Origin of the sequence: Neglectibacter timonensis (assembly GCF_900048895.1) — a bacterium.
In the GTDB taxonomy this organism is placed as follows: Bacteria; Bacillota; Clostridia; order Oscillospirales; family Acutalibacteraceae; genus Acutalibacter; species Acutalibacter timonensis.
Genome location: NZ_LT160640.1, coordinates 1,280,659 through 1,303,851 on the forward strand (window position 1 = coordinate 1,280,659; position 23,193 = coordinate 1,303,851).

At 53.7% G+C, this 23,193-nt stretch carries 18 protein-coding genes; 7 read left to right on the forward strand and 11 right to left on the reverse strand.

What is annotated here, in order from left to right; translation table 11 throughout:
- The first annotated feature begins 373 nt into the window (after positions 1 to 373).
- Positions 374 to 628, forward strand: coding sequence for a hypothetical protein (locus BN3911_RS15015; RefSeq protein WP_066867029.1), 255 nt, complete (start codon positions 374 to 376; stop codon positions 626 to 628).
- Between the two features lie 411 nt (positions 629 to 1,039).
- Entirely contained in the window at positions 1,040 to 1,795 is a 756-nt protein-coding gene (locus BN3911_RS15020) for a nucleotidyltransferase domain-containing protein (protein WP_066867032.1), read from the forward strand.
- A gap of 129 nt (positions 1,796 to 1,924) precedes the next feature.
- Here the strand turns inward: BN3911_RS15020 and nifJ are convergent, their stop codons facing one another.
- Entirely contained in the window at positions 1,925 to 5,590 is a 3,666-nt protein-coding gene (gene nifJ / locus BN3911_RS15025; RefSeq protein WP_066867034.1) for a pyruvate:ferredoxin (flavodoxin) oxidoreductase, read from the reverse strand.
- 320 nt (positions 5,591 to 5,910) lie between these two features.
- Between nifJ and BN3911_RS15035 the strand changes: the two genes are divergently transcribed.
- Positions 5,911 to 7,257 (forward strand): hemolysin family protein, encoded by a 1,347-nt coding sequence (locus tag BN3911_RS15035; RefSeq protein WP_066867038.1) that lies wholly within the window; start codon positions 5,911 to 5,913, stop codon positions 7,255 to 7,257.
- Positions 7,258 to 7,317: 60 nt separating this feature from the next.
- A complete protein-coding gene (locus BN3911_RS15040) occupies positions 7,318 to 8,742 on the forward strand; it encodes an MATE family efflux transporter (protein ID WP_066867040.1) in 1,425 nt (474 codons plus the stop codon).
- 108 nt (positions 8,743 to 8,850) lie between these two features.
- Here the strand turns inward: BN3911_RS15040 and BN3911_RS15045 are convergent, their stop codons facing one another.
- A complete protein-coding gene (locus BN3911_RS15045) occupies positions 8,851 to 9,999 on the reverse strand; it encodes an aldo/keto reductase (protein ID WP_066867043.1) in 1,149 nt (382 codons plus the stop codon).
- A gap of 119 nt (positions 10,000 to 10,118) precedes the next feature.
- Positions 10,119 to 11,069 carry an L-lactate dehydrogenase gene (locus BN3911_RS15050; protein WP_066867045.1) on the reverse strand — a complete coding sequence of 317 codons (951 nt, stop codon included), beginning with the start codon at positions 11,067 to 11,069 and terminating at the stop codon, positions 10,119 to 10,121.
- A gap of 322 nt (positions 11,070 to 11,391) precedes the next feature.
- Between BN3911_RS15050 and BN3911_RS15055 the strand changes: the two genes are divergently transcribed.
- Together BN3911_RS15055 and sigE are read left to right on the forward strand one after the other, a co-directional pair.
- Positions 11,392 to 12,252: a sigma-E processing peptidase SpoIIGA gene (locus BN3911_RS15055; RefSeq protein WP_187127768.1), complete on the forward strand. Its 861-nt coding sequence runs from the start codon at positions 11,392 to 11,394 to the stop codon at positions 12,250 to 12,252.
- On the forward strand, positions 12,249 to 12,977 hold the full coding sequence (gene sigE, locus BN3911_RS15060) for an RNA polymerase sporulation sigma factor SigE (RefSeq protein ID WP_066867050.1): 729 nt from the start codon (positions 12,249 to 12,251) through the stop codon (positions 12,975 to 12,977). Before BN3911_RS15055 ends, sigE begins: the two co-directional genes overlap by 4 nt.
- A 129-nt stretch (positions 12,978 to 13,106) precedes the next feature.
- Here the strand turns inward: sigE and BN3911_RS15065 are convergent, their stop codons facing one another.
- Entirely contained in the window at positions 13,107 to 13,298 is a 192-nt protein-coding gene (locus BN3911_RS15065; RefSeq protein WP_066867052.1) for a hypothetical protein, read from the reverse strand.
- Positions 13,299 to 13,561: 263 nt separating this feature from the next.
- Positions 13,562 to 14,077: an SLOG family protein gene (locus BN3911_RS15070; protein WP_066867054.1), complete on the reverse strand. Its 516-nt coding sequence runs from the start codon at positions 14,075 to 14,077 to the stop codon at positions 13,562 to 13,564.
- A gap of 296 nt (positions 14,078 to 14,373) precedes the next feature.
- Here BN3911_RS15070 and BN3911_RS15075 point away from each other — a divergent pair, with 296 nt between their 5' ends.
- Positions 14,374 to 16,977, forward strand: a complete 2,604-nt coding sequence (locus BN3911_RS15075) for a hybrid sensor histidine kinase/response regulator (protein ID WP_066867056.1) — start codon at positions 14,374 to 14,376, stop codon at positions 16,975 to 16,977.
- Positions 16,978 to 17,170: 193 nt separating this feature from the next.
- On the opposite strand, the gene BN3911_RS15080 is transcribed toward BN3911_RS15075, so the two are convergent.
- The 6 genes from BN3911_RS15080 to BN3911_RS15105 all read right to left on the reverse strand — a co-directional run bounded on the left by BN3911_RS15080 (position 17,171) and on the right by BN3911_RS15105 (position 23,171).
- Positions 17,171 to 18,178 carry a GGGtGRT protein gene (locus tag BN3911_RS15080; RefSeq protein WP_066867058.1) on the reverse strand — a complete coding sequence of 336 codons (1,008 nt, stop codon included), beginning with the start codon at positions 18,176 to 18,178 and terminating at the stop codon, positions 17,171 to 17,173.
- Positions 18,179 to 18,212: 34 nt separating this feature from the next.
- The gene (locus BN3911_RS15085) at positions 18,213 to 18,905 is read right to left on the reverse strand and encodes an iron-sulfur cluster assembly scaffold protein (RefSeq protein WP_066867060.1); all 693 of its coding nucleotides are present in this window, start codon (positions 18,903 to 18,905) and stop codon (positions 18,213 to 18,215) included.
- Between the two features lie 200 nt (positions 18,906 to 19,105).
- Complete coding sequence (locus BN3911_RS15090) at positions 19,106 to 21,196, reverse strand: HelD family protein (protein WP_066867062.1); 2,091 nt, start codon at positions 21,194 to 21,196, stop codon at positions 19,106 to 19,108.
- 326 nt (positions 21,197 to 21,522) lie between these two features.
- Positions 21,523 to 21,786 carry a hypothetical protein gene (locus BN3911_RS15095; protein WP_066867064.1) on the reverse strand — a complete coding sequence of 88 codons (264 nt, stop codon included), beginning with the start codon at positions 21,784 to 21,786 and terminating at the stop codon, positions 21,523 to 21,525.
- An 87-nt stretch (positions 21,787 to 21,873) separates the two neighbouring features.
- The gene (locus BN3911_RS15100; protein WP_066867066.1) at positions 21,874 to 22,404 is read right to left on the reverse strand and encodes a histidine phosphatase family protein; all 531 of its coding nucleotides are present in this window, start codon (positions 22,402 to 22,404) and stop codon (positions 21,874 to 21,876) included.
- A gap of 341 nt (positions 22,405 to 22,745) precedes the next feature.
- Positions 22,746 to 23,171, reverse strand: coding sequence for a GNAT family N-acetyltransferase (locus tag BN3911_RS15105; RefSeq protein WP_242871140.1), 426 nt, complete (start codon positions 23,169 to 23,171; stop codon positions 22,746 to 22,748).
- Positions 23,172 to 23,193 lie beyond the last annotated feature (22 nt).

The window sequence follows — 23,193 nt, forward strand, 5'->3', positions numbered from 1 at the left end:
TGAAGAAAGACGGCCAAAGACTTTTAAGTCGCGTTGATCGCTCGCTCCGCTACGCTCGTCTCTTTAGTTTTTGGCCTTGCTCCCGCGGCCCAAGGCTTCCCCTTGAGGGGAAGCTGTCACCAAAGGTGACTGATGAGGTGGTTCTACCCCGTACTCTGCCGCTGCAGAGAGAGCAGTGGGCTCCACCTCATCCAGCAGATTCCGCAGGAATCTGTTCCACCTCTCCCCTCGAGGGGAAGGCTAAGTTCAAAGGCGGCTGATAAGGTGGCAAGAAGATGGCCGAACAGCGTGAGGCCATCTTCTTTGTTCGCCGCAGCTTTCCTCCCACTGATTTTATCATAAAGGCTCGTTGACAGGTTAAGGGCCGCAGCAAATGCTGCGGCCCTTAACCTGTTGTTATGTTAGTTTTACTCAGCCTGCAGCAGAACTGCTGCCAGCGGCGGAAGAAGCAGGAGTTGAAACTGTAGAGGAGGTTCCTGCTGCAGAGGAAGTTCCGGATGTGGAGCTGCTGTTATCGTTGCTGCAGGCCGCCATCGTCACTGCCATTGCGAGAACCATAATTGCTGCAAGTACTTTTTTCATCTTCAAATTCGTCCTTTCTTTGTGGGCTAAAATACCGGTTTTCTGATTTTTTCTCGAAATTCCAGCTGTTTCACTGGAATTTCCACCGGTTCACCCAATCAATATAGAATGGAATACTGTCAGCCGTTCAGAGAAGCCCTGAACACTTAACAGTATTTAATTTAAAGCAAAATTATTACAAATAAGCTTTATAAATTTTTACGTTTTTCTTACAAAGCATAAACATTTTATAAATTATGTTTCCATAATATTTAAGAGAACTTATAAATATTATGCAAAATTTCTGATTTTTATTATAAATCAGTATACATAAAATCGTAAAAACCAAAGAAAGACAATCCCTTCCTCCATTCTGCAGAATTTCCTTTTTTCCTCAAACTATCGTCAAAAAGAGATGATTGTGCTAAAATGCAGGAAAGGCCGTCTCTTGCATCTTTCCGCCTCTGGGAGGAATCCAATGAAACAATCCCTGGACCGTATGACACATTCCATATCCGGTATTCTCGGCAACAGCCTTCTGGCCCTCTATCTCTATGGTTCAGTGGCGCTGAATGATTTTCAGCAGGGATGGAGCGACATCGACATTCTCTGCTTTACCAGGCTTCCGCTTACTGATAAACAGGTGGAATCCCTGCTTTTCCTGCGCCAAGAACTGCTACTGGACGAGCCCGCCAATCCCTATTTCAGAAGTTTTGAAGGCGCGTTTCTCCCCTTGAAACAGTTTCTCCACGGTTCTTCCGGCAGGGCTGTTTATTGGGGAACCAGCGGTCAGCGCGTCACAGAGAACTATACCCTTGACGTTTTCAGTATGACTTCCCTGCTCACCCAGGGACTCCTTCTGTCCGGAGATGAGGTACGGAGCTGCTTTTCTCCCCCATGCCTCAAGGAACTGCAGTGCGGGGTGCTTTCTCATTTTCATACCATTCGAAGGTATGGAGCTGCTCCAGATTCCAGCCTCTATGCCTGCGGCTGGCTTCTTGATATCTCCCGCTGCCTCTACACCCTCCAGACCGGAAGAGTGGCTGCTAAGACTGCCGCCGGAGAATGGGCTCTTCAAAACGGGCTCTGTCCCGTAGAACAATCCCTGCGAAAAGCGCTTGAAGTCCGTAAACATCCTCTGTTGTACCGGGACACCCTCGCCTACCAGAAGTGGGCCGCCTCCCTTGGTCCGGATATTCAATCCTACGCGGATGTGCTGGAAGCTGAGTTGTAGAAGTTAGGACTGTTCCCTCCGTCCTAACCGTCAAAATACGACCCGGGCTTCTGTAAGCGATTCTGTTTCAATCAATGAAAAAAACCTGCCGGAATACCGGCAGGTTTTTTCCTATTCACAGCAGACAGCTTATTCAGCCATCTTCTTCAATTTCTCGTACTTCTCCGCAGCATACTTCTCAGCGTTTGCAAACAGCGTCTCAGCACGATCGGGGAACGCACGGGTCAAGCTGTTGTAGCGAACCTCGCCCATGATGAAGTCGCGGTAGGAAGCAGACGGAGCCTTGCTGTCCAGCTGGAACGGATTTTCTCCGTTGTCAGCCCTGCGGGGATCAAAGCGGAAGTTGTGCCAGTAGCCTGCGGCCACAGCCTTCTTCTCTTCCACCATGGAAACACCCATGCCGCCCTTGATACCGTGGTTGATGCAGGGAGCATATGCAAGGATGATGGAGGGGCCGTTATAGCTCTCAGCCTCGTGGAAGGCCTTGATGCACTGATTCATATCAGCTCCCATGGCAACCTGAGCCACATAGACATATCCATAGCTCATGGCAATGGCAGCCAGGTCTTTCTTCTTCGTGGCCTTGCCGGTAGCGGCAAACTGGGCAACAGAGCCGCAGGGAGTCGCTTTAGAGGCCTGTCCGCCGGTGTTGGAGTACACCTCGGTATCAAACACCAGGATGTTGATGTTCTCACCGGAAGCAAGAGCATGGTCCACGCCGCCGAAGCCGATGTCGTAGGCCCAGCCGTCGCCACCCAGAATCCACATGGACTTCTTGGCCAGATAATCCTTATCCTTCAGGATCTCGAGAGCCAGCGTGCAGGCCTCGCAGTCGCAATAAGTCTCTCCGGCAGCCTTGCGGGCCTTGGAGTGCTCCAGCATCTTCGGCAGTTCAGCGCCGAAAACGCCTGCGGCAGCCGGGCTCTCCATAAAGGCAATGTTCTCGTCCACCGTCATCACGCCGTTCTCGAGAGCTGCGATATAAGCCTCGGCGGCAGGGCCGTTGGCCTTGCTGTCGGTCATGGTCTCCAGCCAGTTCTTTGCGGTCTCTTTGATCTCAGGCACGCAATAATCGATGGCGATGAGTTTCTCGGTCAGCTCAGCCAAACGGCCGCGCACTGCGTTCTGAGCCAGGGTCATGCCCAGGCCGAACTCGGCGTTGTCCTCAAACAGGGAGTTCTCCCAAGCCGGACCGTGGCCCTTCTTGTTCACCGTGTAAGGCGTGGCGGGAGCAGAACCGCCCCAGATGGAGGAGCAGCCGGTGGCGTTGGCAATGAACATCTTATCGCCGAACAGCTGGGTAGCCAGCTTCGCATAGGGTGTTTCACCACAGCCGCCGCAAGCGCCGGAGAACTCAAGCAGGGGCTGCTTAAACTGGCTGCCTTTGACGGAGGTTTCCTTAAATTTCACGGCGACCTCTTCCTTGGCAGGCAGATCGATGGCATATTCGAATACGGCTTCCTGCGCTCTCTGAGAGTCGATGGGAGCCATCTTCAGGGCCTTCTCCTTGGCAGGGCAGGTGGTTACGCAAGAGCCGCAGCCCGTGCAGTCCAAGGTGGAGATGACCATGGCAAAATTCATGCCGGGCACACCGGTCATGGGCTTCGCCTTCGTGCCGGCGGGAGCGTTCTTCAGTTCCTCGTCAGTCATGGCGATGGGACGGATTACCGCATGGGGGCACACATAGGAGCACTGGTTGCACTGGATGCAGTTATCCACAATCCACTCGGGAACGTCCACAGCCACGCCACGCTTCTCATAGGCGGCCGTGCCCTGGGGAGAAGTGCCGTCCGCATACTTTTCAAAAGTGGAGACAGGCAGATCCTTGCCGTGGAAGGTATTGACCGGGAATACCACATTGTTGACGTAGTCGACCAGATCCTTGCGGGAGCCGGTGGCAACCATGGGCTGGGAATCGTCCACGGCATCCTTCCAGGAAGCGGGAACTTCAACCTTTACATAGCCGGTAGCGCCGCGGTCGATGGCGTCATGGTTCATCTTGACGATGGCGTCGCCCTTCTTGCTGTAGGACTTGGTGGCGGCGTCCTTCATATACTTGATGGCATCCTCTTCGGGGATGATCTTTGCAATGCTGAAGAAAGCAGACTGAAGCACCGTGTTGATGCGGGTGCCGAGGCCGATTTCCTTGCCGATCTTGAAGCCGTCGATGGTGTAGAGGTTGATCTCGTTGTCGGCAATATACCTCTTCACTTTGCCGGGCAGGCGCTCATTAAGCTCTTCGGCATCCCATGCACAGTTGAGCAGGAAGCTTCCGCCCTTCTTCAGATCCTGCACCATGTCGTACTTATCGAGATAAGCCGGATTATGGCAGGCAACGAAGTCGGCCTTGCTGATATAATAGGTGGATTTAATGGGGGTATGACCAAAACGCAGATGGGAAATGGTCAGACCGCCGGACTTCTTGGAATCGTAATCAAAGTAGCCCTGGGCATACATATCGGTATGGTCGCCGATGATCTTGATGGAGTTCTTGTTGGCGCCTACGGTGCCGTCGGAACCCAGGCCCCAGAACTTGCAGGAAGTGGTGCCCGCAGGAGCGGTATCCGGATCTTCCTTGGCATCCAGAGACAGATGGGTCACGTCGTCCACAATGCCGATGGTGAAGCGCTTCTTGGGCTCGTCCGCTTCCATGTTGCGGTACACGGCAATGATGTCGCTGGGCTTGGTGTCCTTGGAGCCCAGACCATAACGGCCGGAATATACGGGGCAGCAGCCAAACTCGGTGCCGTTGATAGCGGCCAGCACATCCAGATACAGGGGCTCGCCGATGGAGCCAGGCTCCTTGGTACGGTCGAGCACGGAGATCTTCTTCACAGTTTTGGGCATCACGTCCAGGAGGTATTTTGCCACAAAGGGGCGGTACAGGCGGACCTTGATGAGACCCACCTTCTCGCCGGCAGCGGTCAGGTAATCGATGACCTCTTCCATGGTCTCGCAGGCGGAACCCATCGCGATGATGACCTTCTCCGCATCGGGTGCGCCATAGTAGTTGAAGGGCTTATAGTCCGTGCCGATTTTTGCGTTGACCTGATTCATATAGTCCACGACAACCTCAGGCACAGCGTCATAATACTTGTTGCAGGCTTCACGGGCCTGGAAGAAAATGTCGCCGTTCTGAGCCTGTCCGCGCAGCACAGGGTGCTCGGGGTTCAGAGCATTGCGGCGGAACGCGTTCACTGCGTCCCAATCCAGCATTTCGCCCAGATCCTCATAATCCCAAACCTCGATTTTCTGAACCTCGTGAGAGGTGCGGAAACCATCGAAGAAATGGAGGAACGGAACCTTGCCTTTGATTGCGGAAAGGTGTGCAACCGCGCCCAGGTCCATAACCTCCTGCGGGCTGTTGGCGCACAGCATGCCGTATCCTGTCTGACGGCAGGCGTAAATGTCGGAGTGGTCGCCGAAAATGTTCAGCGCATGAGTCGCCACGGTACGGGCGGAAACATGGATAACGCTGGGCAGCAGTTCACCGGCCATCTTATACATGTTGGGAATCATGAGCAGAAGGCCCTGGGAAGCGGTATAAGTGGTGGTGAGGGCGCCCGCCGCCAGAGAGCCGTGCACAGCGCCTGCCGCGCCTGCCTCGGACTGCATTTCAGTAACACGGACCTCCCTGCCAAACAGGTTCTTACGTCCTGCGGCGGCATACTTGTCCGTTTCGTCGGCCATCACGGAAGAAGGTGTGATGGGGTAGATGGCAGCAACGTCGGTAAACGCATAAGAGACATGCGCCGCAGCGTTGTTACCATCCATGGATTTCATTTTTCTTGCCATTGAAGTAGTTCCTCCTTTTAGGATGATCTATAAAAACTGTGACGGGTGTGCCGTGGGCGCTCCGCCAGAGAAAGACCCGTAGACCCGTACTGATTTATTTTAGCATTTTTTCCGGGATGTGTAAAGGCAAAAGCAGAAGAATTTGAGGATTTTTTAACAACTTCCGCCTCTTTCCATCCCAACCCCTGATTTGACATCTCAGCCCCTTTTTAGTAGAATAAAAATAATACAGAAGTGTTTTCCACTCAGAAAACACCGCTGTCAAATGCAAATAAATTAACAAGGGAATTCAAACCCTCTGAAAGGAAGTTATCCGCTCCATGCCTCCCGAACCTGACGGCACTTTTATCCTGTGTTTTTGCCTCACTCTTTTCTCGCTTCTGCTCTGCGCCCTCTACGCAGCTGGCGAATCCGCTCTGGAAAACCTGAGCCTTTCCCAGCTGAAAAAGGAGGCAGAAAGCGGCAATGCAAAATCGAAAACCCTGCTGAAAACCGTGGAAGCGCAGACTGAGCCTGTCTCTCCCATGCAGACAGGCCTGCTGCTCTGGGGATTTCTGGGGCTTGCCTTTGCCCAGGCCGCTTTCTGGAGGCCGTTAACCGGCTGGCTTCCCGCCCGCTGGTCCGAAGGGCTGCGTTCTCTGCTCTCGTTCCTGCTGGTGGCCCTGCTTTATGCGCTCCTGTTCTTTATCCTGTGCGACCTGCTGCCCAAAAAAGGGGCCCGGCATAATGCGAAGGGGTTCTCCCGGCAGTTCACCGGAGTGATTTCCGGCCTTTCCCTTCTTGCCAAGCCCTTTCTCTCCCTGTGCAGCTTGATTGTGGGCGGACTGCTGCGGTTGGCGCGCATCGATCCCCACAGTCTGGACGATGCCGTCACAGAGGAGGAAATCCTTCAGATGGTGGGCGAAGGGGAAGAGAAGGGCGTCATAGAAGAGACGGAAAAGGATATGATCCGCAATATTCTGGACTTTAACGACACCACTGCCGGGGAAACCATGACCCACCGCACCGACATCGTGGCTGTGGAAGACAGCGCTTCAATCGAAGAAGTGGTGGAGGCATCCGTGGAAAACGGCTGCTCCCGGGTACCGGTCTTCCATGAGGATATCGACACGGTGGTGGGCATCTGTTATGTGAAGGATCTGCTGCCTTATGTGGGCAGGGAGGTTCCCCAGTTCATCACGCTCACAGATCTGATGCGCCCCGCCTACTTTATTCCGGAATCCAAAAAGTGCAGCCAGCTTTTTACCGAGATGACCGAGCGCAAGGTGCAAATCGCCATTGTGGTGGACGAATACGGAGGTACGGCCGGCCTAATCACTCTGGAAGACTTGATGGAATCCATTGTCGGCAACATCCAGGATGAATACGACCACGAAGAGGAGGAAATCCACCGGGTAAGTGAAACGGAATTTACGGTAGACGGCGCTACCTCAATTGACGAAATATCAGACCTGACAGGCATTTCACTGCCCGAGGGCGACTATGATACCATTGCAGGGCTTGTAACGGAACAGTTGGGACGGATTCCAAAAGAAGGGGAGCATCCTCAGGTTCAGATAGGCAGGCTTTCCATCACCGTCCTGGAAATTGAAGACCAGCGCCTTTCCCGCCTTCTTCTGGTCAAGGAGCCCGCGAAAGAGGAGCAGGAGGACCGCGAAGAGAAATAACAGAAGAATCCCACCGCTTCCCGCGGAATATAAGACAGGGATGAAAGGAAGAAAGTCAATATGAGTGAATCTCAAACCGAACCTCAGCCAAAATTGGGGAACGACCTGGGTACCGGCAGCATCGGCAAACTGCTTTTTTCCCTGGCGGTGCCTGCCATTACCGCCCAGTTCGTCAATATGCTCTATAACATCGTAGACCGCATCTACATCGGCCATATCCCTAAGACCGGCACCTCCGCCCTTACCGGCGTGGGGATCACCTTCCCCATCATCGTGCTCATTATGGCGTTCAGCTCTCTGGTTGCTATGGGCGGCGCTCCCCGGGCCGCCATTGCCCTGGGGGAGAAAAACCACGAAAAGGCGGAGAAAATCCTGGGTACCTGCTTTTCTGCGCTGCTGGTCATTTCTGTGGTGCTCACCGCAGTGTTCCTGATTTTTGACGAACCGATTCTCTGGGCTTTCGGCGCCAGTGAAAATACAATTCCCTATGCCTTGTCCTATATGCAGATTTACGTCTGCGGCACCATCTTTGTACAGATTTCCCTGGGCATGAACATGTTCATCACCACCCAGGGCTTTGCAAAAACCAGCATGCTCACCGTAGTGATCGGTGCAGTGCTCAATATTGTGCTGGACCCCCTGTTCATCTTTGTATTCGACATGGGCGTTCAGGGAGCGGCCATCGCCACTGTTTTCTCTCAGGCAGTTTCCGCAGTATGGGTGCTCTGTTTCCTGTGCGGTAAGAAAACCTCTCTCCGCATCCGCCGTAAAAATTTGAAAATCCGCTGGGACATCCTGCTTCCCGTGCTGGCTTTAGGCGTTTCCCCCTTTATCATGCAGAGCACGGAGAGCCTGCTGAGTATCGTGCTCAACACCTCCCTGCTCAAATACGGCGGCGATATCGCCGTAGGCGCCTATACTGTGCTGGCAAGCATCCTGCAGATTGTCAATCTGCCGCTTCAGGGCCTTACCCAGGGCGCACAGCCCATCACCAGCTTCAATTACGGCGCGAAAAATTATGTCCGGGTGCGAAAATCCGTCAAGCTGCTGCTCTGCTGCACCATGGCCTACTGCGTGCTGTTCTGGCTGCTGCTGATGCTGGCGCCGCAGCTGCTGGTAAGCGTGTTCACCAGCGATCCGGAACTGATCGGCACCGCCGTATGGGCTACCCGCATTTTTCTTTTCGGCTGTTTTGCCTTTGGCGCTCAGTGCGGACTGCAGCAGTCCTTCCTGGCTTTGGGACAGGCCAAGGTCTCCCTTCTTCTGGCCCTGCTGCGGAAGATCGTCCTGCTCATCCCCCTGATCTACATTCTGCCTTTGTTCTGTACCAATAAATTGTTCGGCGTCTTTGTAGCGGAGCCCATTGCAGATATTTTGGCCGCTACCGTCACCACAATCGCCTTCCTGGTCTGGGCCAAAAAGAACCTCAGCGATGAGGCTTTGCAAAGACGCCTGGAAGCGGAGGCTGCGTTGAAATCCACTTGACCTGCCTGAAATTGGAAAACCCCAAAGCTGAAAACGGCCGCAAAGGCCGCTCCAAGCTTTGGGGTTTTTACTTTGCATTGGAAAAGACACACGCCTATTCCCGTCGGTTCAGATGCCGAAGAGCTCTTCCGCCTGCTGCATACGCACCCGGACCGGCACGCCAAAGGGACAGCGTTCCTCACAGGCGCCGCACTGAATGCAGTCGGAGCCATGAACCTTCAGCGCACGGTAATGCTCTGCAGCTGTAGCAGGGCCGCTCTCATTCTGCACCAGGTCCAGGTATTTGTTCACCTGCGCCACGTCAATCTCCACCGGACAGGGCAGACAGTGGTTGCAGTACATGCATTTCCCCCGTAGGGAGTATTTGGGTGTGGACGCCAGAATGGCAGAATAATCCCGCTCCTCCGGCGAAGCCTGTTCATAGGCCGCAGCCTTTGCCACCTCTTCGGGTGTTCTGCACCCCACCAGCACACTGGCAACAGCAGGCCGGGTCAGCGCATAGTGAATGCACTGCACCGGACTAAGTGCCACCCCAAAGGGGGAGGATTCTTCCTTCAGCAGCGCGCCGGCGCCAAAGCCTTTCATAACGGTAATCCCTACCTGCTGCGCTTCGCAGGCACGGTAAAGGGCGGCCCTTGCGGGATCAGTTCCGGAAAGCGAATCGTCCAGATAGGTTTCCCCGCGGAAAAGCCCGTCGATATCCACTGTTTCCGGCAGCAGGTCATAGGCCGGATTCACGCTGAACAGCAGGGCGTCCAGCAGCCCGGTCTCCACGGCCCTGCGGGCAATGTAGGGATTGTGAGAACTCATCCCAAGCGCCCTGATTTTCCCAGAGGCTTTCAGCTCCAGTGCGTAATCAATTACGGCGCTGTCGAACACACTGGCGTAGTCCTCCTCCGTATCCACAAAATGGAGCATCCCCAAATCGACGGTATCCGTTTCAAGCCGGGTGAGAAAATCCTCAAAGAACAACCGGCACTGTTCCAAATCCCGGGTGCGGCAGTACTGGCCGTTCAGCCAGGCTGCGCCGATGTGGCCCTGAAGCAAGACCTCGTCTCTTCTGCCCCTCAGGGCTTTCCCCAAATCCGAGCGCACCTGGGGTTCCGACATAAATATGTCGAAAATATTGATTCCCGCATCCAGGGCAGCGTCAACTACCGCCTTAATCTGCCCGTACTCCATTCCCTGCAGGTGCTCGCAGCCCAGGCCTACCTCGCTGACCAGCAGGCCGCTTTTTCCTAAAGGACGTCTGTTCATACCACATCTCCCCTTTCTTATCGACAGTATACCCGCTTTTCCGCAATGCTGTCAAGTACAGGCATGGTTTCCGGTGCTTCTCTTCGATTTCCCCTGACGGGCCCAACGGCCTTCCGTGCCTACAGCCGCAAGCCCTCGTAGTTTTCCTCCAGGACAGCACAGGATTCCGTAAACTTCTGCTGTTCCTCCTCCGTCAGCGTCAGTTCCAACACTCTGTCCACTCCGTTTCGGTTGACGATGCAGGGCACGCCGATATACACGTCCTTCTGACCATATTCCCCCCGCAGCCTGGCCGACACGGTGAGAACACTGTTTTCATTGGATAGCACCGCCCGCACAATTCGCACCAGCGACATGCCGATTCCATAATAGGTGGCCTTTTTTGCCTCGATGATTTTCTGAGCTGCATCCCGCACCTCAATGCTGATTTTCTGCATCTCTTCCAGACAGAATTTCCCGTCCGACTGTTCGCAGATATCGATGACGGATTTGGTGGCCAGCATAGCCTGGCTCCACGGGACAAATTCACTGTCGCCGTGCTCGCCGATCACATAGGCGTGCATGTTGCGGGGGTCTACGGAAAAATAGTCTCCCAGCAGGTAACGCAGCCTTGCAGTGTCCAGGGTGGTGCCCGTGCCAAACACCCGGCTGGCATTGAAGCCGGAGAGCTCGTAGGTCACGCGGGTCATAATGTCCACAGGGTTGGTGGCCACCAGAAAAATACCGCTGAAGCCGGAACGGGTGATGGGAGAGATGATGGACTGAAACACTGCCGTATTTCTCTGCAGCAGCTCCAGCCGGGATTCTCCGGGTTTCTGGCTCACTCCGGCGCAGATCACCACCAAGTCTGCATCGGAGCAGTCACTGTAGTCGCCGGCATAAATCCTCATGCTGGAACTGGCAAAAGCGACGCCGTGGTTCAGATCCATCGCCTCTCCCTCCGCACGCTTTTTGTCGATGTCCACCAGCACCAGTTCATCACAGACCGCCTGATTGAGCGCTGAGTAGGCAAAGCTCATGCCGACCATCCCCGTGCCCACAAGTACGATCTTCCTTTTGTTCAAAAACATCGTTTTCCTTCCTTTCTTTCTGGTCCCGCCGGTCCCATGGCCCGGCAGCCTTTTTTCTATTGTGCGTCGTTTGACCGCCGCTATGAAAAACAGCGGTCTGCTCTTTGCAGATTCTCTGAACAGGCAACGAGTCTTGTTTGTAAATCAATAAAATAATAAGAATATTTACTGTTTTTATCATACCAGAATCCGTTGGAAAAATCAAGAAAAAGACTTCTGAAAACTTGGGAGACAGGCCCACAAACCGACAAGTTCGTCCGCCGCACGCCTCTATAATTTGATTCAGGACGCAAAAGATAAAATGGAAACCGGAGGGATGCCCTTGACCATTTATGCGGATATCCTTGTGCTCAATAATCTCTACATAGATTTTTTCCTGCTGTGGTGCGTCAAAAAGTTTCTGCACCTGCATCCGGGTAAAGGAAGACTTGTACTGGGCGCCCTGGCCGGGGCCCTTTCCGCTCTGCTGGTTCTGCTGCCCGTCTCCAGGTTGATTCTGCTTTTGTTTGGCGCATTGTCCGCGCTGGCAGCCACCGCAGCTGCCTTTGCTCCCCTGAAGCCCTTTCTCTTCTGGAAGGCCGCGCTTGCCTTCTGGGTCTTCTCCTTCCTGCTTGCAGGCTTTCTGCTTTTCCTGCTCACCTATCTCCCCACAAGCGGTCTTGCCGTGCTGGGCAACGCCGTCTATTTCGACTTTTCCCCTCTCTTTCTTCTCTGCGCCACTTGTGCTGCTTACCTGGTCTTTTCCCTGCTGCAAAAACTGTTCCCAAAATCAGCTCCCGCCCGTTACTGCCGCATTTGTGTGGAGAATCAGGGGCGTACAGCCGTGGTTCTCTGTAAAGCCGACACCGGCTGCTCTCTGCATGAACCCTTTTCCGGACTGCCGGTACTGGTGGCCGAAGCAGGACTTCTGAAGCCTGTTGCACCCCTCTCCGTCCTTTCCTACCTGGAAAGCAGCTCTGCAGATGGAAAGCTGAGGCTGGTGCCCTTTGAGTCTATGGGCGGCAGCGGACTTCTCCCGGCCTTCCGGCCGGACCGCGTCTATCTGCAGCGCAGCGGAGAATCCCTGGAATGCTATGTGGCCCTGTGTCCCAGAAAGCTTTCTGCAGGTCAGTTCAATGGCTTGTATAATCCCGACCTATTCCCCGAAACTATTTCCTTTGAACCGAATGGAGGCATCTTATGATTACGGAATTTCTCTCGGTGCTCGCCTTTTGGGGCCAGACTCTGGTCCGGCGTTTCTTTCCGCTGACAGGTGCGGAGGAATGCCACTACATCAACGGTCCGGAAACCCTTCCTCCCCCCCTCACCAAAGAGGAGGAAGCCAGAGTGATGGACAATATCCGCAGCGGGGCGCCCGGCGCCCGGGAGCCCCTCATCACCCACAACCTGCGGCTTGTGGTCTATATTGCCAAAAAATTCGAAAGTCCCGGCGCAGGTGTGGAGGACCTGATCTCCATCGGCACCATCGGGTTGATCAAGGCAGTGAACACCTTCAGCCTGGAACGCAACATCAAACTGGCCACATACGCCTCCCGGTGCATTGAAAACGAGATTCTCATGTACCTGCGTAAAAGTTCCCAGCTGCGCAACGAGATTTCCATCGACGATCCCCTGAATGTAGACTGGGACGGCAACGAGCTGCTGCTCTCCGACTTATTGGGAAGCGACCCCGACGCCGTCAACCGGGATATTGAGCAGGAAGCGGAAAAGGATATGCTCTTAAATGCCGTGGGAAAGCTGTCTCCGCGGGAAAAAAAGATCATGAAGCTGCGCTTCGGCCTGGAATCCACCAAAGAGCACACCCAAAAGGAAGTGGCAGACGAGCTGGGTATCTCCCAATCCTACATTTCCCGCCTGGAAAAACGCATTATCCACCGCCTGAAAAAAGATCTGGAAAAAGCCGGTTAAAAGACGGCTCCCTGAAAACCGCAGATACAAAAGAAAGCCTTGGAACCCTACTGTCAGGTTCCAAGGCTTTCTTCAATTCAGGGCGCCGCCGCATCAGACTGCGCGGCTTCTTCCCTGTGGGGGCAAAATTCAGGCTTTTCTCTTTCTTCTTTTGAAGTAAGCCTTAAAGATAGGCTGAGGTCTTTCTTCCGCCTCCACATCGCTCCGCAGGAAGAACGTGGGCTGCAGGCCATACTGCATAAACACGTGAGACGGTTCCTTGCGGAGCATCGGGAACTCACTGTTCCTGATTGTGACAGGCTGCTCTACAAAGTCATACATCAAAATCCTTCCTTTCCTCGCAAAGCAAATGCTTTGGGTTAAAACATTTTATGTGTTTTGAGGAACAACCGTTCCCCTTTCTCCAGAATTATTCTACCACATACCCAGTATTTTTTCAACATATATATACACTTTTAATAAAATATTTTTCTTTCCATGCATTATTCATTTTAAGGTGCATTCCTGCAAAATTCTCAGGGAATTCTGCGGCTTCCTGCAGAATTCCCCATTGAAAATTGCAGATACTGCATTCCGTAAAAGCTTTAAATAAATAAAGTCTTTTCCTGAGCAGCTGAATTGGGCCGGGGAACTGCCAGATTGACAATTGACAAACCCAGCTTTTCTGCATATTTCACCGTGTAAGCAGTGCCGCCCCTTTCTCTGTTGAGATAGCAAATGCAGCTGCCGCTTTCCTCTACAAGTTTTCTGTTCCGCCGGAACATACAGTCCGGCGTATAGACTTCCGACACATAGATCACCTCATCGGCTTCCTGCACCATTTCCCTGTAAGCCTGCCTTTCTCTGGCGTTCCACCGGTCAGCCTGCTCGGGGCATGGAAGAACAAGAACCAGTTCCAATGCATAACGCTCTTCCCGAAGCCAAAGCACCTCCTGTGCAGCCAGCATGTCAAAGCCCCTTGCCCCTCCTGCCAGGAAACGTCCTACCCCTGCTTCTGCCAGGTTTGATATCTCCCTGCGCAGAGCAGCACGCAGCGCCGGCAGCTCTCCGGCGGGAAGTATGCGGTGCCCTGTAAAACAGCAGCTTTCTTTTGAACCCATCCCAATTCCCCTCTCTATCCGCTCAGACCGGTTAGGCAAGCTTCGCTCACAGGCCCTTACGCCCAGCATAGCACCAGAACGAATCTCTGTCAAATTCAATTCCGGCAGACGACTTCATTTCTTATGAAATGCCATGACATACTAAAATTTGGAAAAAAATACCTCTAGTATAGGAAGACCGTTGAGTTTTGTCCGTTTATCAGTTAAAATAAATGGGCAATAAAACAAAATAGAGTATTGCTGCCCAAGATGCCCTGTATGGAAACGGCAGGGTTCTGGCGGAGGGAGATGGTTCAATGGATTATCGGAAGAAAAGAAGCAAGTCTATAGAGATCGGCATGGCTTTGGTCTGCCTTGTGGCAGTCCTCCTGTCAATTTTTAGCATTTACTCCACCTACCAAGTGAAAACTATCACTCTGATGATCTACGATCATCCCTATACCGTCTCTAATGAGGCTCGCGCCATGTACACACGGCTGCTGGACATGCGGAGCTTTCTGTTAGGCCTCATCGCCGAGCCCACCCATGAGGTGGAAAAGATCCAGCAGATGCTCGACGAGCGGTATTCCTTGCATTTTGACTCCATCAACACCATCGCCCAACGATACCTGGGGCCGGAAGAGGACACACAGGAGCTGCTAGCCGCCATGGAGGATCTGAAAAAAACGCAGGATGAGGCGCTTCCTGTCATCCTTCCCATGGAAAGCAGCGGAACGGCCGCTTATGTGGAAAAATATCTGTACCCAAAATATGACGCCGTGAACAGCATCCTACTCAGGATTCTTGACTTTGCCGACAACAAGATTCAGGGACTGGAGCAGCGCTCCTCTGCTGCCTCCACCAACGCTATCGTTTCTGCCGTTTTGCTTACCGTCTTCCTGCCTGCCTACTTCCTGTTCGTCTTTTGGCAGGAACGGAAGAGCATTCGGGAAATCCGTTACCGGGAGCGGCTGTTCGATGTCCTCTCCACCAACGTAGACGAGGTCTTTCTGATTTACAATCAGGAAATGGGGGCGATGGAATATGTCAGCGCCAACAGCAAACGGGTGTTGGAGGTGGAAGAGGATGGGTTTATCTATGACACGGAGCTTCTGCTGGACCGGGTGGACCCGGAGGACCGGGCAGCCTTCGCGGAATTTCTTAAGCCTGCAGGTACAGATGCACGTAAGAGTGAAAAGCTGAGACTGCGCTTTCCCTCAGGCGAAACCCGCTGGATCCTGGTGCAGAGCTTTCCTGAAATTGTCAATCACAAAGTTGTCCGCTATATCATCTCCATCTCCGACCAGACCGAGGACATCCGCAGGGAGCAGGTGCTCAAGGACGCGCTTCTCAACGCCGAGAACGCCAACGCTGCCAAACAGAACTTTCTCTCCCGCATGAGTCATGAAATCCGAACCCCCATGAATGCCATCATTGGCATGACCACCATTGCGGCCGCCTACATAGAGGACCGGAAACGGGTGGAAAGCTGCCTGGAAAAGATCGGCTATTCCTCCAAGCATCTGATGACCCTGATCAACGATGTGCTGGACATGTCGAAAATCGACGAGGGCAAGATGAGCATTTCCCATGAAGCCTTTGATCTGTCAAGCGTTGCGGAATCCATTACCTCCATCATCTATCCACAGGCATTGGAAAAAGGCCTTTCTTTTTCCATGCCCCTGATAGACCTTACAGATACCGTTCTTTCCGGCGACTCTCTGCGGTTGAATCAGATACTGCTCAACCTGCTTTCCAACGCCCTCAAATTTACTCCAGCCGGCGGCTCTGTGAAACTGGAAATCAGGCAGATCCAAAAGAGAAACGGCCGTGTCCGGCTTCGTTTTACCGTCAGTGATACCGGCATTGGAATGGGCAGAGAATTCCTAGAAAAACTGTTTCAGCCATTTGAACAGGAAGCCCCTTCTGTAGGACAAAAGCTGGGCGGCACAGGGCTCGGCATGTCGATCACCAAAAATTTGGTAACCCTGATGGGCGGAACCATCTCAGTTAAGAGCGAGCCTCATAAGGGCAGCGTGTTCACCGTAGAACTGGACTTTGACATCGCAGAAACGGCGGAGCAAGGCTCCACGCATGACCGGCAGGCATTGGAGGCGCTGAAGGTTTTGGTGGCCGACGATGACCGGGACTGCTGCATTCACACGTCTCTGCTTCTGGAAAACCTGGGCATCCTGTCCCACTGGGTGCTGACTGGCACGGAATGTGTGGAGAAGGTTCTGGCTGCCCATAAGACAGGCGAAGAGTACGATGTATGCCTCATCGATTGGAAGATGCCTGATATCGACGGCATCGAGGTGACCCGCAGGGTCCGGGAATTTGTCGGGCCGGATACCACCATTATCATCATCACGGCATATGATTGGAGCTCCATCGAAGAGGATGCGCGGAAGGCCGGAGCCAACGCTTTCCTCTCTAAGCCCATCTTTGCCTCCACCCTTTATAACACCCTTCTTTCCATCACCGGCATTGAAAAGGCGGTTCGGGCGTGCGATCCTGGTTTGGCTCGTCCCGTCCTGGCTGGACGCAGGGCTCTGCTGGCAGAGGATAATGAGCTCAACCGGGAAATCGCCGTGGAGCTTTTAAGCATGACAGGCATGGAGGTGGACTGCGCGGGCGACGGGCGGGAAGCGGTACAGATGTTTGCCGAAAAAGGAGACTGCTACGACCTGATTCTGATGGACGTGCAGATGCCGGTGATGGACGGCTATGAAGCCACCCGCGTGATCCGTGCCTCCGGGCATCCTCGAGCCGGCTCGATTCCCATTTTGGCCATGACCGCCGACGCCTTCCATGAGGACGTGGTCAAAGCAAGAGAGGCGGGAATGAACGGGCACCTGGCAAAGCCCATTGACCCGGACCGGCTGTACCAGGCCATTGAAAGCTTCCTCAGGAAAATGTAGCGCCGTCCCTCGAATCCCTGGTTTCCACCGTCCTCCCGGGGCAGCAGCCTTGCTGTCCCGGGGATTTTTCTTTTATCCGTATGTGGAAGCCGGACTATACAACTTACCTTTCGGCATGAGCCTGAAAGGCACAAAAAAAGGGGCTGCCTGCAGGCAGCCCCTTTCACAAAAACTGTATTTCAACCTTCCGTTCTTACTTCGTTCCCTCATAAACCGCCACAGCGCAGGCTACAGTGGCGCCAACCATGGGGTTGTTGCCCATGCCGATAAGGCCCATCATCTCTACGTGGGCAGGCACGGAGGAGGAGCCAGCGAACTGGGCGTCGCCGTGCATACGGCCCATGGAGTCGGTCAGCCCGTAGGAAGCGGGGCCCGCCGCCATGTTGTCGGGGTGCAGGGTACGGCCCGTGCCGCCACCGGAAGCCACGGAGAAATATTTCTTGCCGTTCTCGTTGGCCCACTTTTTATAGGTGCCGGCAACCAGATGCTGGAAACGGGTGGGATTGGTGGAGTTTCCGGTGATGGAAACATCCACGCCTTCAGCCTTCATGATGGCCACGCCCTCGAGCACGTCGTTAGCGCCGTAGCACTTGACTGCAGCGCGCTCTCCCTCGGAGAAGGGCTTCGTCTCGAGCACATTCAGCTCGCCGGTATAGAAATCATAGTCTGTCTTCACATAGGTGAAACCGTTAATTCTGGAAATGATGTAAGCTGCGTCCTTGCCCAAACCGTTGAGAATGATGCGCAGGGGCTCTTTGCGGGCGCGGTTGGCTGTTTTGGCAATGCCGATAGCGCCTTCTGCGGCGGCAAAGGATTCGTGGCCTGCCAGGAAGGCAAAGCACTTGGTCTCATCCCTGAGCAGCATAGCGCCCAGGTTGCCGTGGCCCAGACCGACGTTTCTCTGCTCGGCTACGGAGCCGGGGATGCAGAACGCTTCCAAACCGATACCGATGGCCTCGGCGGCGTCGGCAGCTGTTTTGGTGCCTTTCTTGATCGCGACAGCGCAGCCCAGAGTGTAGGCCCAGCCGGCGTTTTCAAAAGCGATGGGCTGTACGCCCTTGACGATTTCATAGGGATCAAAGCCCTTGCTCTTGCAGAGCTCTCTTGCTTCCTCGAGGCTGCCCAGGCCATACTCGGCGAGGCACTTCTCGATTTTGGGCATTCTTCTTTCCTTGCCTTCAAACATGACGTCATTAGCCATTTAGTTGTCCTCCTAATCTATGGTTGGTCAGCAATTATTCTTCTCTGGGGTCGATGTACTTGGCAGCACCGTCGAAGCGGCCATACTGGCCTATGTTGTTCTTGAAGGCCTCGTCCGGAGAAACGCCGTGACGGATGTCTTCCAGCATCTTGCCCACCTTGACGAACTGGTAGCCAATGACCTCGCCCTCTTCGTCCAGAGCCATTTTCAGCACATAACCCTCTGCCATCTCCATATAGCGGACGCCCTTGGCGCCTGTGGAGAACATGGTGCCCACCTGAGAACGCAGGCCCTTGCCCAGATCTTCCAGACCGGCGCCGATAGGCAGGCCGTCCTCGGAGAAAGCGGTCTGGCTGCGGCCATAGGCCAGCTGCTTGAAGATCTCACGCATGGCAACGTTGATGGCGTCGCACACCAGGTCGGTATTCAGGCACTCAAGCAGAGTCTTGCCGGGAAGGATTTCTGCAGCCATAGCCGCGGAGTGTGTCATACCGGAGCAGCCGATGGTTTCTACCAGAGCCTCCTGCACGATGCCCTCTTTTACGTTCAGCGTCAATTTGCAGGTGCCCTGCTGGGGAGCGCACCAACCAATGCCGTGGGAAAGGCCGGAAATGTCCTTAATCTCATAAGCCTTCACCCACTTGCCCTCTTCAGGGATGGGGGCCGGGCCGTGATGGGGACCCTTTTTCACCGTGCACATATTTTCCACTTCATGGGAATAGTTCATATTGGTACTCCTTTCGGTTTTATAATTCTTTCGGCGCGGCTGCCCGGCCGAAATACCAATCTTTTTTTATTATAATCGCAATCTCCATTTGATTCAAGTGGTTTGTCGAAAAATTAACATCCCTACGCAGGAAGAAAAGGGCTGCCGCGGGGATGTCCCTCTGTGAAAGGGCACTCTCCCCGCCGCAGCCCCCGTTTCCTTTACAGCAGGCCCTGAAGCAGCCGGGACGGACGGCCCGTGCAGGTGAGCGTCAGCCTGTGCATGGCCCTGGTGCAGGCTACATAGAGCAGGTTTCGGTCAAACTCCGTGCAATAGGTCCGGTCGTCTGCAAACGGGAGAATCACCTCGTCAAATTCCAGGCCCTTGGACATTTGAATCGACAATACCGTAGCGCCGTTCTGAAAGGATTTGCTTTCCGGCGTTATCAGGTTCACCTCAGCCTGCCGTTCCTTCAGCCGGTCAAAAAGCTCTTTGGCCTCCGTATTCGTCCTGGTGATGATCCCCAGCGCGTTGTAGCCACCCCTGTGAAAAGCGCTGATCCGGTCCGCCAGCAGGCCGATTTCCTCCTCCGCAGTTTCCGCTGCCAACAATTCAGGAGCGTCCCCGTGGCGCTCCACCGCCTCAAAATCCTGCATCTCCACAATGCTTTTGGCAAAATGGATGATCTCATAGGTGGAACGGTAGCTCTTTTCCAGCCTGACCAGCTCCGAGCCCTCGTACAGCTGGTGCAGTTCCTCCAGCGTGTACTGGCAGTTGGGGTTGATGGACTGCCCGAAATCCCCCAGGATGGTCTTGGGGCATTTGAACAGCCGGTTGATCACCGCGTATTGGATGGGGCTGTAATCCTGCATTTCATCCACCACCAGATGCTTGATCAGCCGGCTTTCCTGCAGGCCGGTAAAGGCAGCCTGCAGATACAGGTAGGGAAACACATCGTTCCATTCCAAGACGCCCTTTTTGACCGGCGTATACATCTTCGGTTTGCCCAGCTGCCGGTAGAAATCCTTGTAAAGGGCCAGCGTGGTTTTAAACGGAAGCATCTTTTTCAGCGCGATAAAAATCCGGTTCCGATGGGGCGGCTTTTCCTCCCGCAGGAACTCATTTTCAAGCCTGCTGTGAATATCGTCGGCAACCGCCTCCAGACGCTGCATCAGGGGAAACCTGGTGTAGACGTTCACCCTGGCCTGAATCCAGTCCGCCGGAACAAGGAAGGATTCAAATACAAAATCCTGGGCCTGAAAGGCGGTTTCCGGCAGCTTTTCTATATAGGCGTCCATCTCCCTGACAAACTCCGCAGTAGCTTTGAATTTCACCCGTTCCTCCCAGGCCTTGTCCTCAGTCTCCAGCGGGTTCCTGTCCCCTACAAAATCCACGCCCTCTTCCATTTGCACCAACGCCAGATCCTCAAGGCTGGCTTCAAAGATGGGCTCCTCGCCCAGTTCCGGCAGGACGTTTGAAATGTAGTCCCCAAATACCTTGTTTGGGGAGAGAATCGTCACATTTTGGGCTTTAATGGTGTTCCGGAACCGGTACAGCAGAAAGGCCACTCGGTGCAGAGCTATACTGGTTTTTCCAGAACCCGCTACTCCCTGGATGATCAGGGTATGGGCCTTTTCGTTCCGAATGATCTTGTTCTGCTCCTTCTGAATGGTGGAGATGATGGATTTCATCTTTTCATCCGAAGTATGGGCCAGCTCCTGCTGCAGGATATCATCCTGGATATTCTGGGAGCTGTCGAAAGCGAATTCGATTTCCCCATTTTTGATTTTGAACTGCCGCTTCAGGACAAGCTCCCCCTCCACATGGTCCCGGGGCGCGTCATAGCTGGCATGGCCCAGTTCAAAATCATAAAACATACTGGCCACCGGGGAACGCCAGTCTATGATGAGCAGCTGCCTCTCATGGCGGAAAGCATAGAGCCCTATGTAGTAGGCGAGAGCCCCTTCGTCCCCGGTTTCGGGCAGAAAGTCAATGCGGGCAAAGTAAGGGGACGCTTTCGTCTTCCGCAGCTTATCGCGGAAAACCACTGCCGAAGCCCCCAGAGAGTCGATCTGGCGCAGGGCCATCTCGCTCTGGAACATCTCCTTTGCGTCGCCCTCATTCCGGTGTTCCGCCATGTAGAGCTGCGTTTCCCGGTACTCCTCGTCCATCTGCTCCACGGATCTTTCCGCCTCCGCCAGTTCCAGGCAGATTTTCTCCGTTATGTTCTCCAGATGGACGATTTCCTCCGGAAAAGCCGCGGCAATTTCCGATAAATTCTCCTGCTGTGTTTTTACGTCTTCCCTCGCCATGACAAACCTCCTTACATGTTTCAAACTGTTCTTTTGGTAAGCGCTGAATCAATCCGGCTCCCATCCTGCGGATGGACACCGAGCCAACTGATTTATTCAGTGGTTACCAGATTACCCCGGGCACGGCGCCGTCTCATGCGTCCCACCCCCAAAAGTATAACAAAAAAAGAAAAAAAGACTAGACTTATAATTCCGGATATGGTATGTTATATACTAGATGTGCCTAAAAATGGGTTTTTGCCCGAAATGAAAGAAAAAATAAAACTTATCGCTCCTGGGGCGATAAGTTTTTTCTTTTTGCATCTACCCGTTTCTCCCAGAGAACCTCAGGAGGCCGGCAGGGCTAAAACCGCTTCCGCCTCCAGCAGCATCTCGCCGTTTTCCAGCAGAAAACAGGGAATGCCGATACGCCCTTCCCGCTTTGCTTCCTGAAGCTCCGGGCGGGTATCCCGCAGCTTCAAAAACTCCCGCAGGTTATTGGTGTTCTCTGTGATTTCCACAAATGTAAAATCAGTAAACCCTTTTTCACGGAACAGCTCCAGCGCTTCCCGGCAGCCGCTGCAGATATGGGAACCATAAAACTTCAGCATGTCCACATCCTTCTTTCTATTAAACTACTCTGTCATTTGTTTTCTGCCGATCCTCTTCTTTATCCAGCTGCGGCGGAGTTGAGGAATTCACCCCTCATATTCCCTTACTTCACAGTTTTTCATGGAGAAACAAAAAAATTCCTCATTGGTCATATCGTGAAAATAACTTTCGATAATCCGGCAGATTCCCCCATGGCACACCAGCAGAAGGCTTTCTCCCGCATATCGCTCCCGCGCCTCCTCCAGCAGAGAGTAAACCCGGCCGGCCGTAAGCATGTGGGATTCCCCACCGGGATACCTTGTGGCAAACATCCTTTTGTGGGAGAGAAAACCGGAATCATCCCTTGGCGCACCCTCAAATATCCCGTAATCCTGTTCACGAAGACGAACGTCGGTGAGAAGGGGCAGGCCCCTGCCCGCGTTGATGATTCCCGCCGTCTCCTGCGCCCGTCTCATGGGCGAACAGAGAATCCGGGAAATTTCCTTTTCCCGCAGCAGTTCCGCCGTCTTTTCCGCCTGTTTCCGGCCTGTCTCGTTAAGTTCCAGGTCCGTCACGCCGCAAACCTTATTTTCTCTATTCCACGCCGTTTCTCCATGACGGGTGACATAGAATTTCATTGCACCGCCTTCTTTCTCTTTCCTATGATAAATAAGCACAGCCCAACAGCTGTATCTTCAGCTTTTTAATATTGTGCCCAATACCGATATCCTGCTTCCGTTTTTGACCGCTCATAGCGCCGCCTCAAACGTTCTGGTGTCCGAACATTTACTGCCTGATTTTATCATAAGAGAGGCGCATCATGCTGCCTAAACAAGAATGTTCGTCATTTTAGAACGCTCTTGTTTGAGTAACATTTATCTTAACAGAGAGTGAGTAAAAAAACAATAGCGGCATTCACTTGGTAAAGCCCGCCGTGCAGAACGCCCTTCCCGTTTAAGAGCGGGAAGGGCGTTCTGATTTACAAGGGCTTCAGCCTGAGGTTTCGGTAGGAAAGATCCTCCCGCAGGGTAAAGCCCTGGTGCTCCCAAAAGGCATTTCCATTTTCATTCTCCGAAAAGGCCACCAGAGCCACTTTAGTGATCCCCTGGGCTTTCAGCGCCTCTACCGCCAGCTCCACCAGCCTGCTTCCGACGCCCTGCCCCTGCTTTTCCCGGGCCACAGCGGTATGGTAAAAATATCCCCGTCTCCCGTCGTGGCCGCTAAGAACCGTGCCGCATATCCGATCTGCCTCTTCCGCCACAAAACAGGTTTGGGGATTGCGTTCCAAATATCGGACAATCCCTTCCCGGGAGTCGTCCAGGCTGTTCAGGCCCATTCCCGGGGTGCTCTGCCACAAGGCGAACGCTCCGTCATAATCCTCTGCCCGCATGATCCGGTAAGTCAAGCTTGTCTCCCCTTTCTCTGGT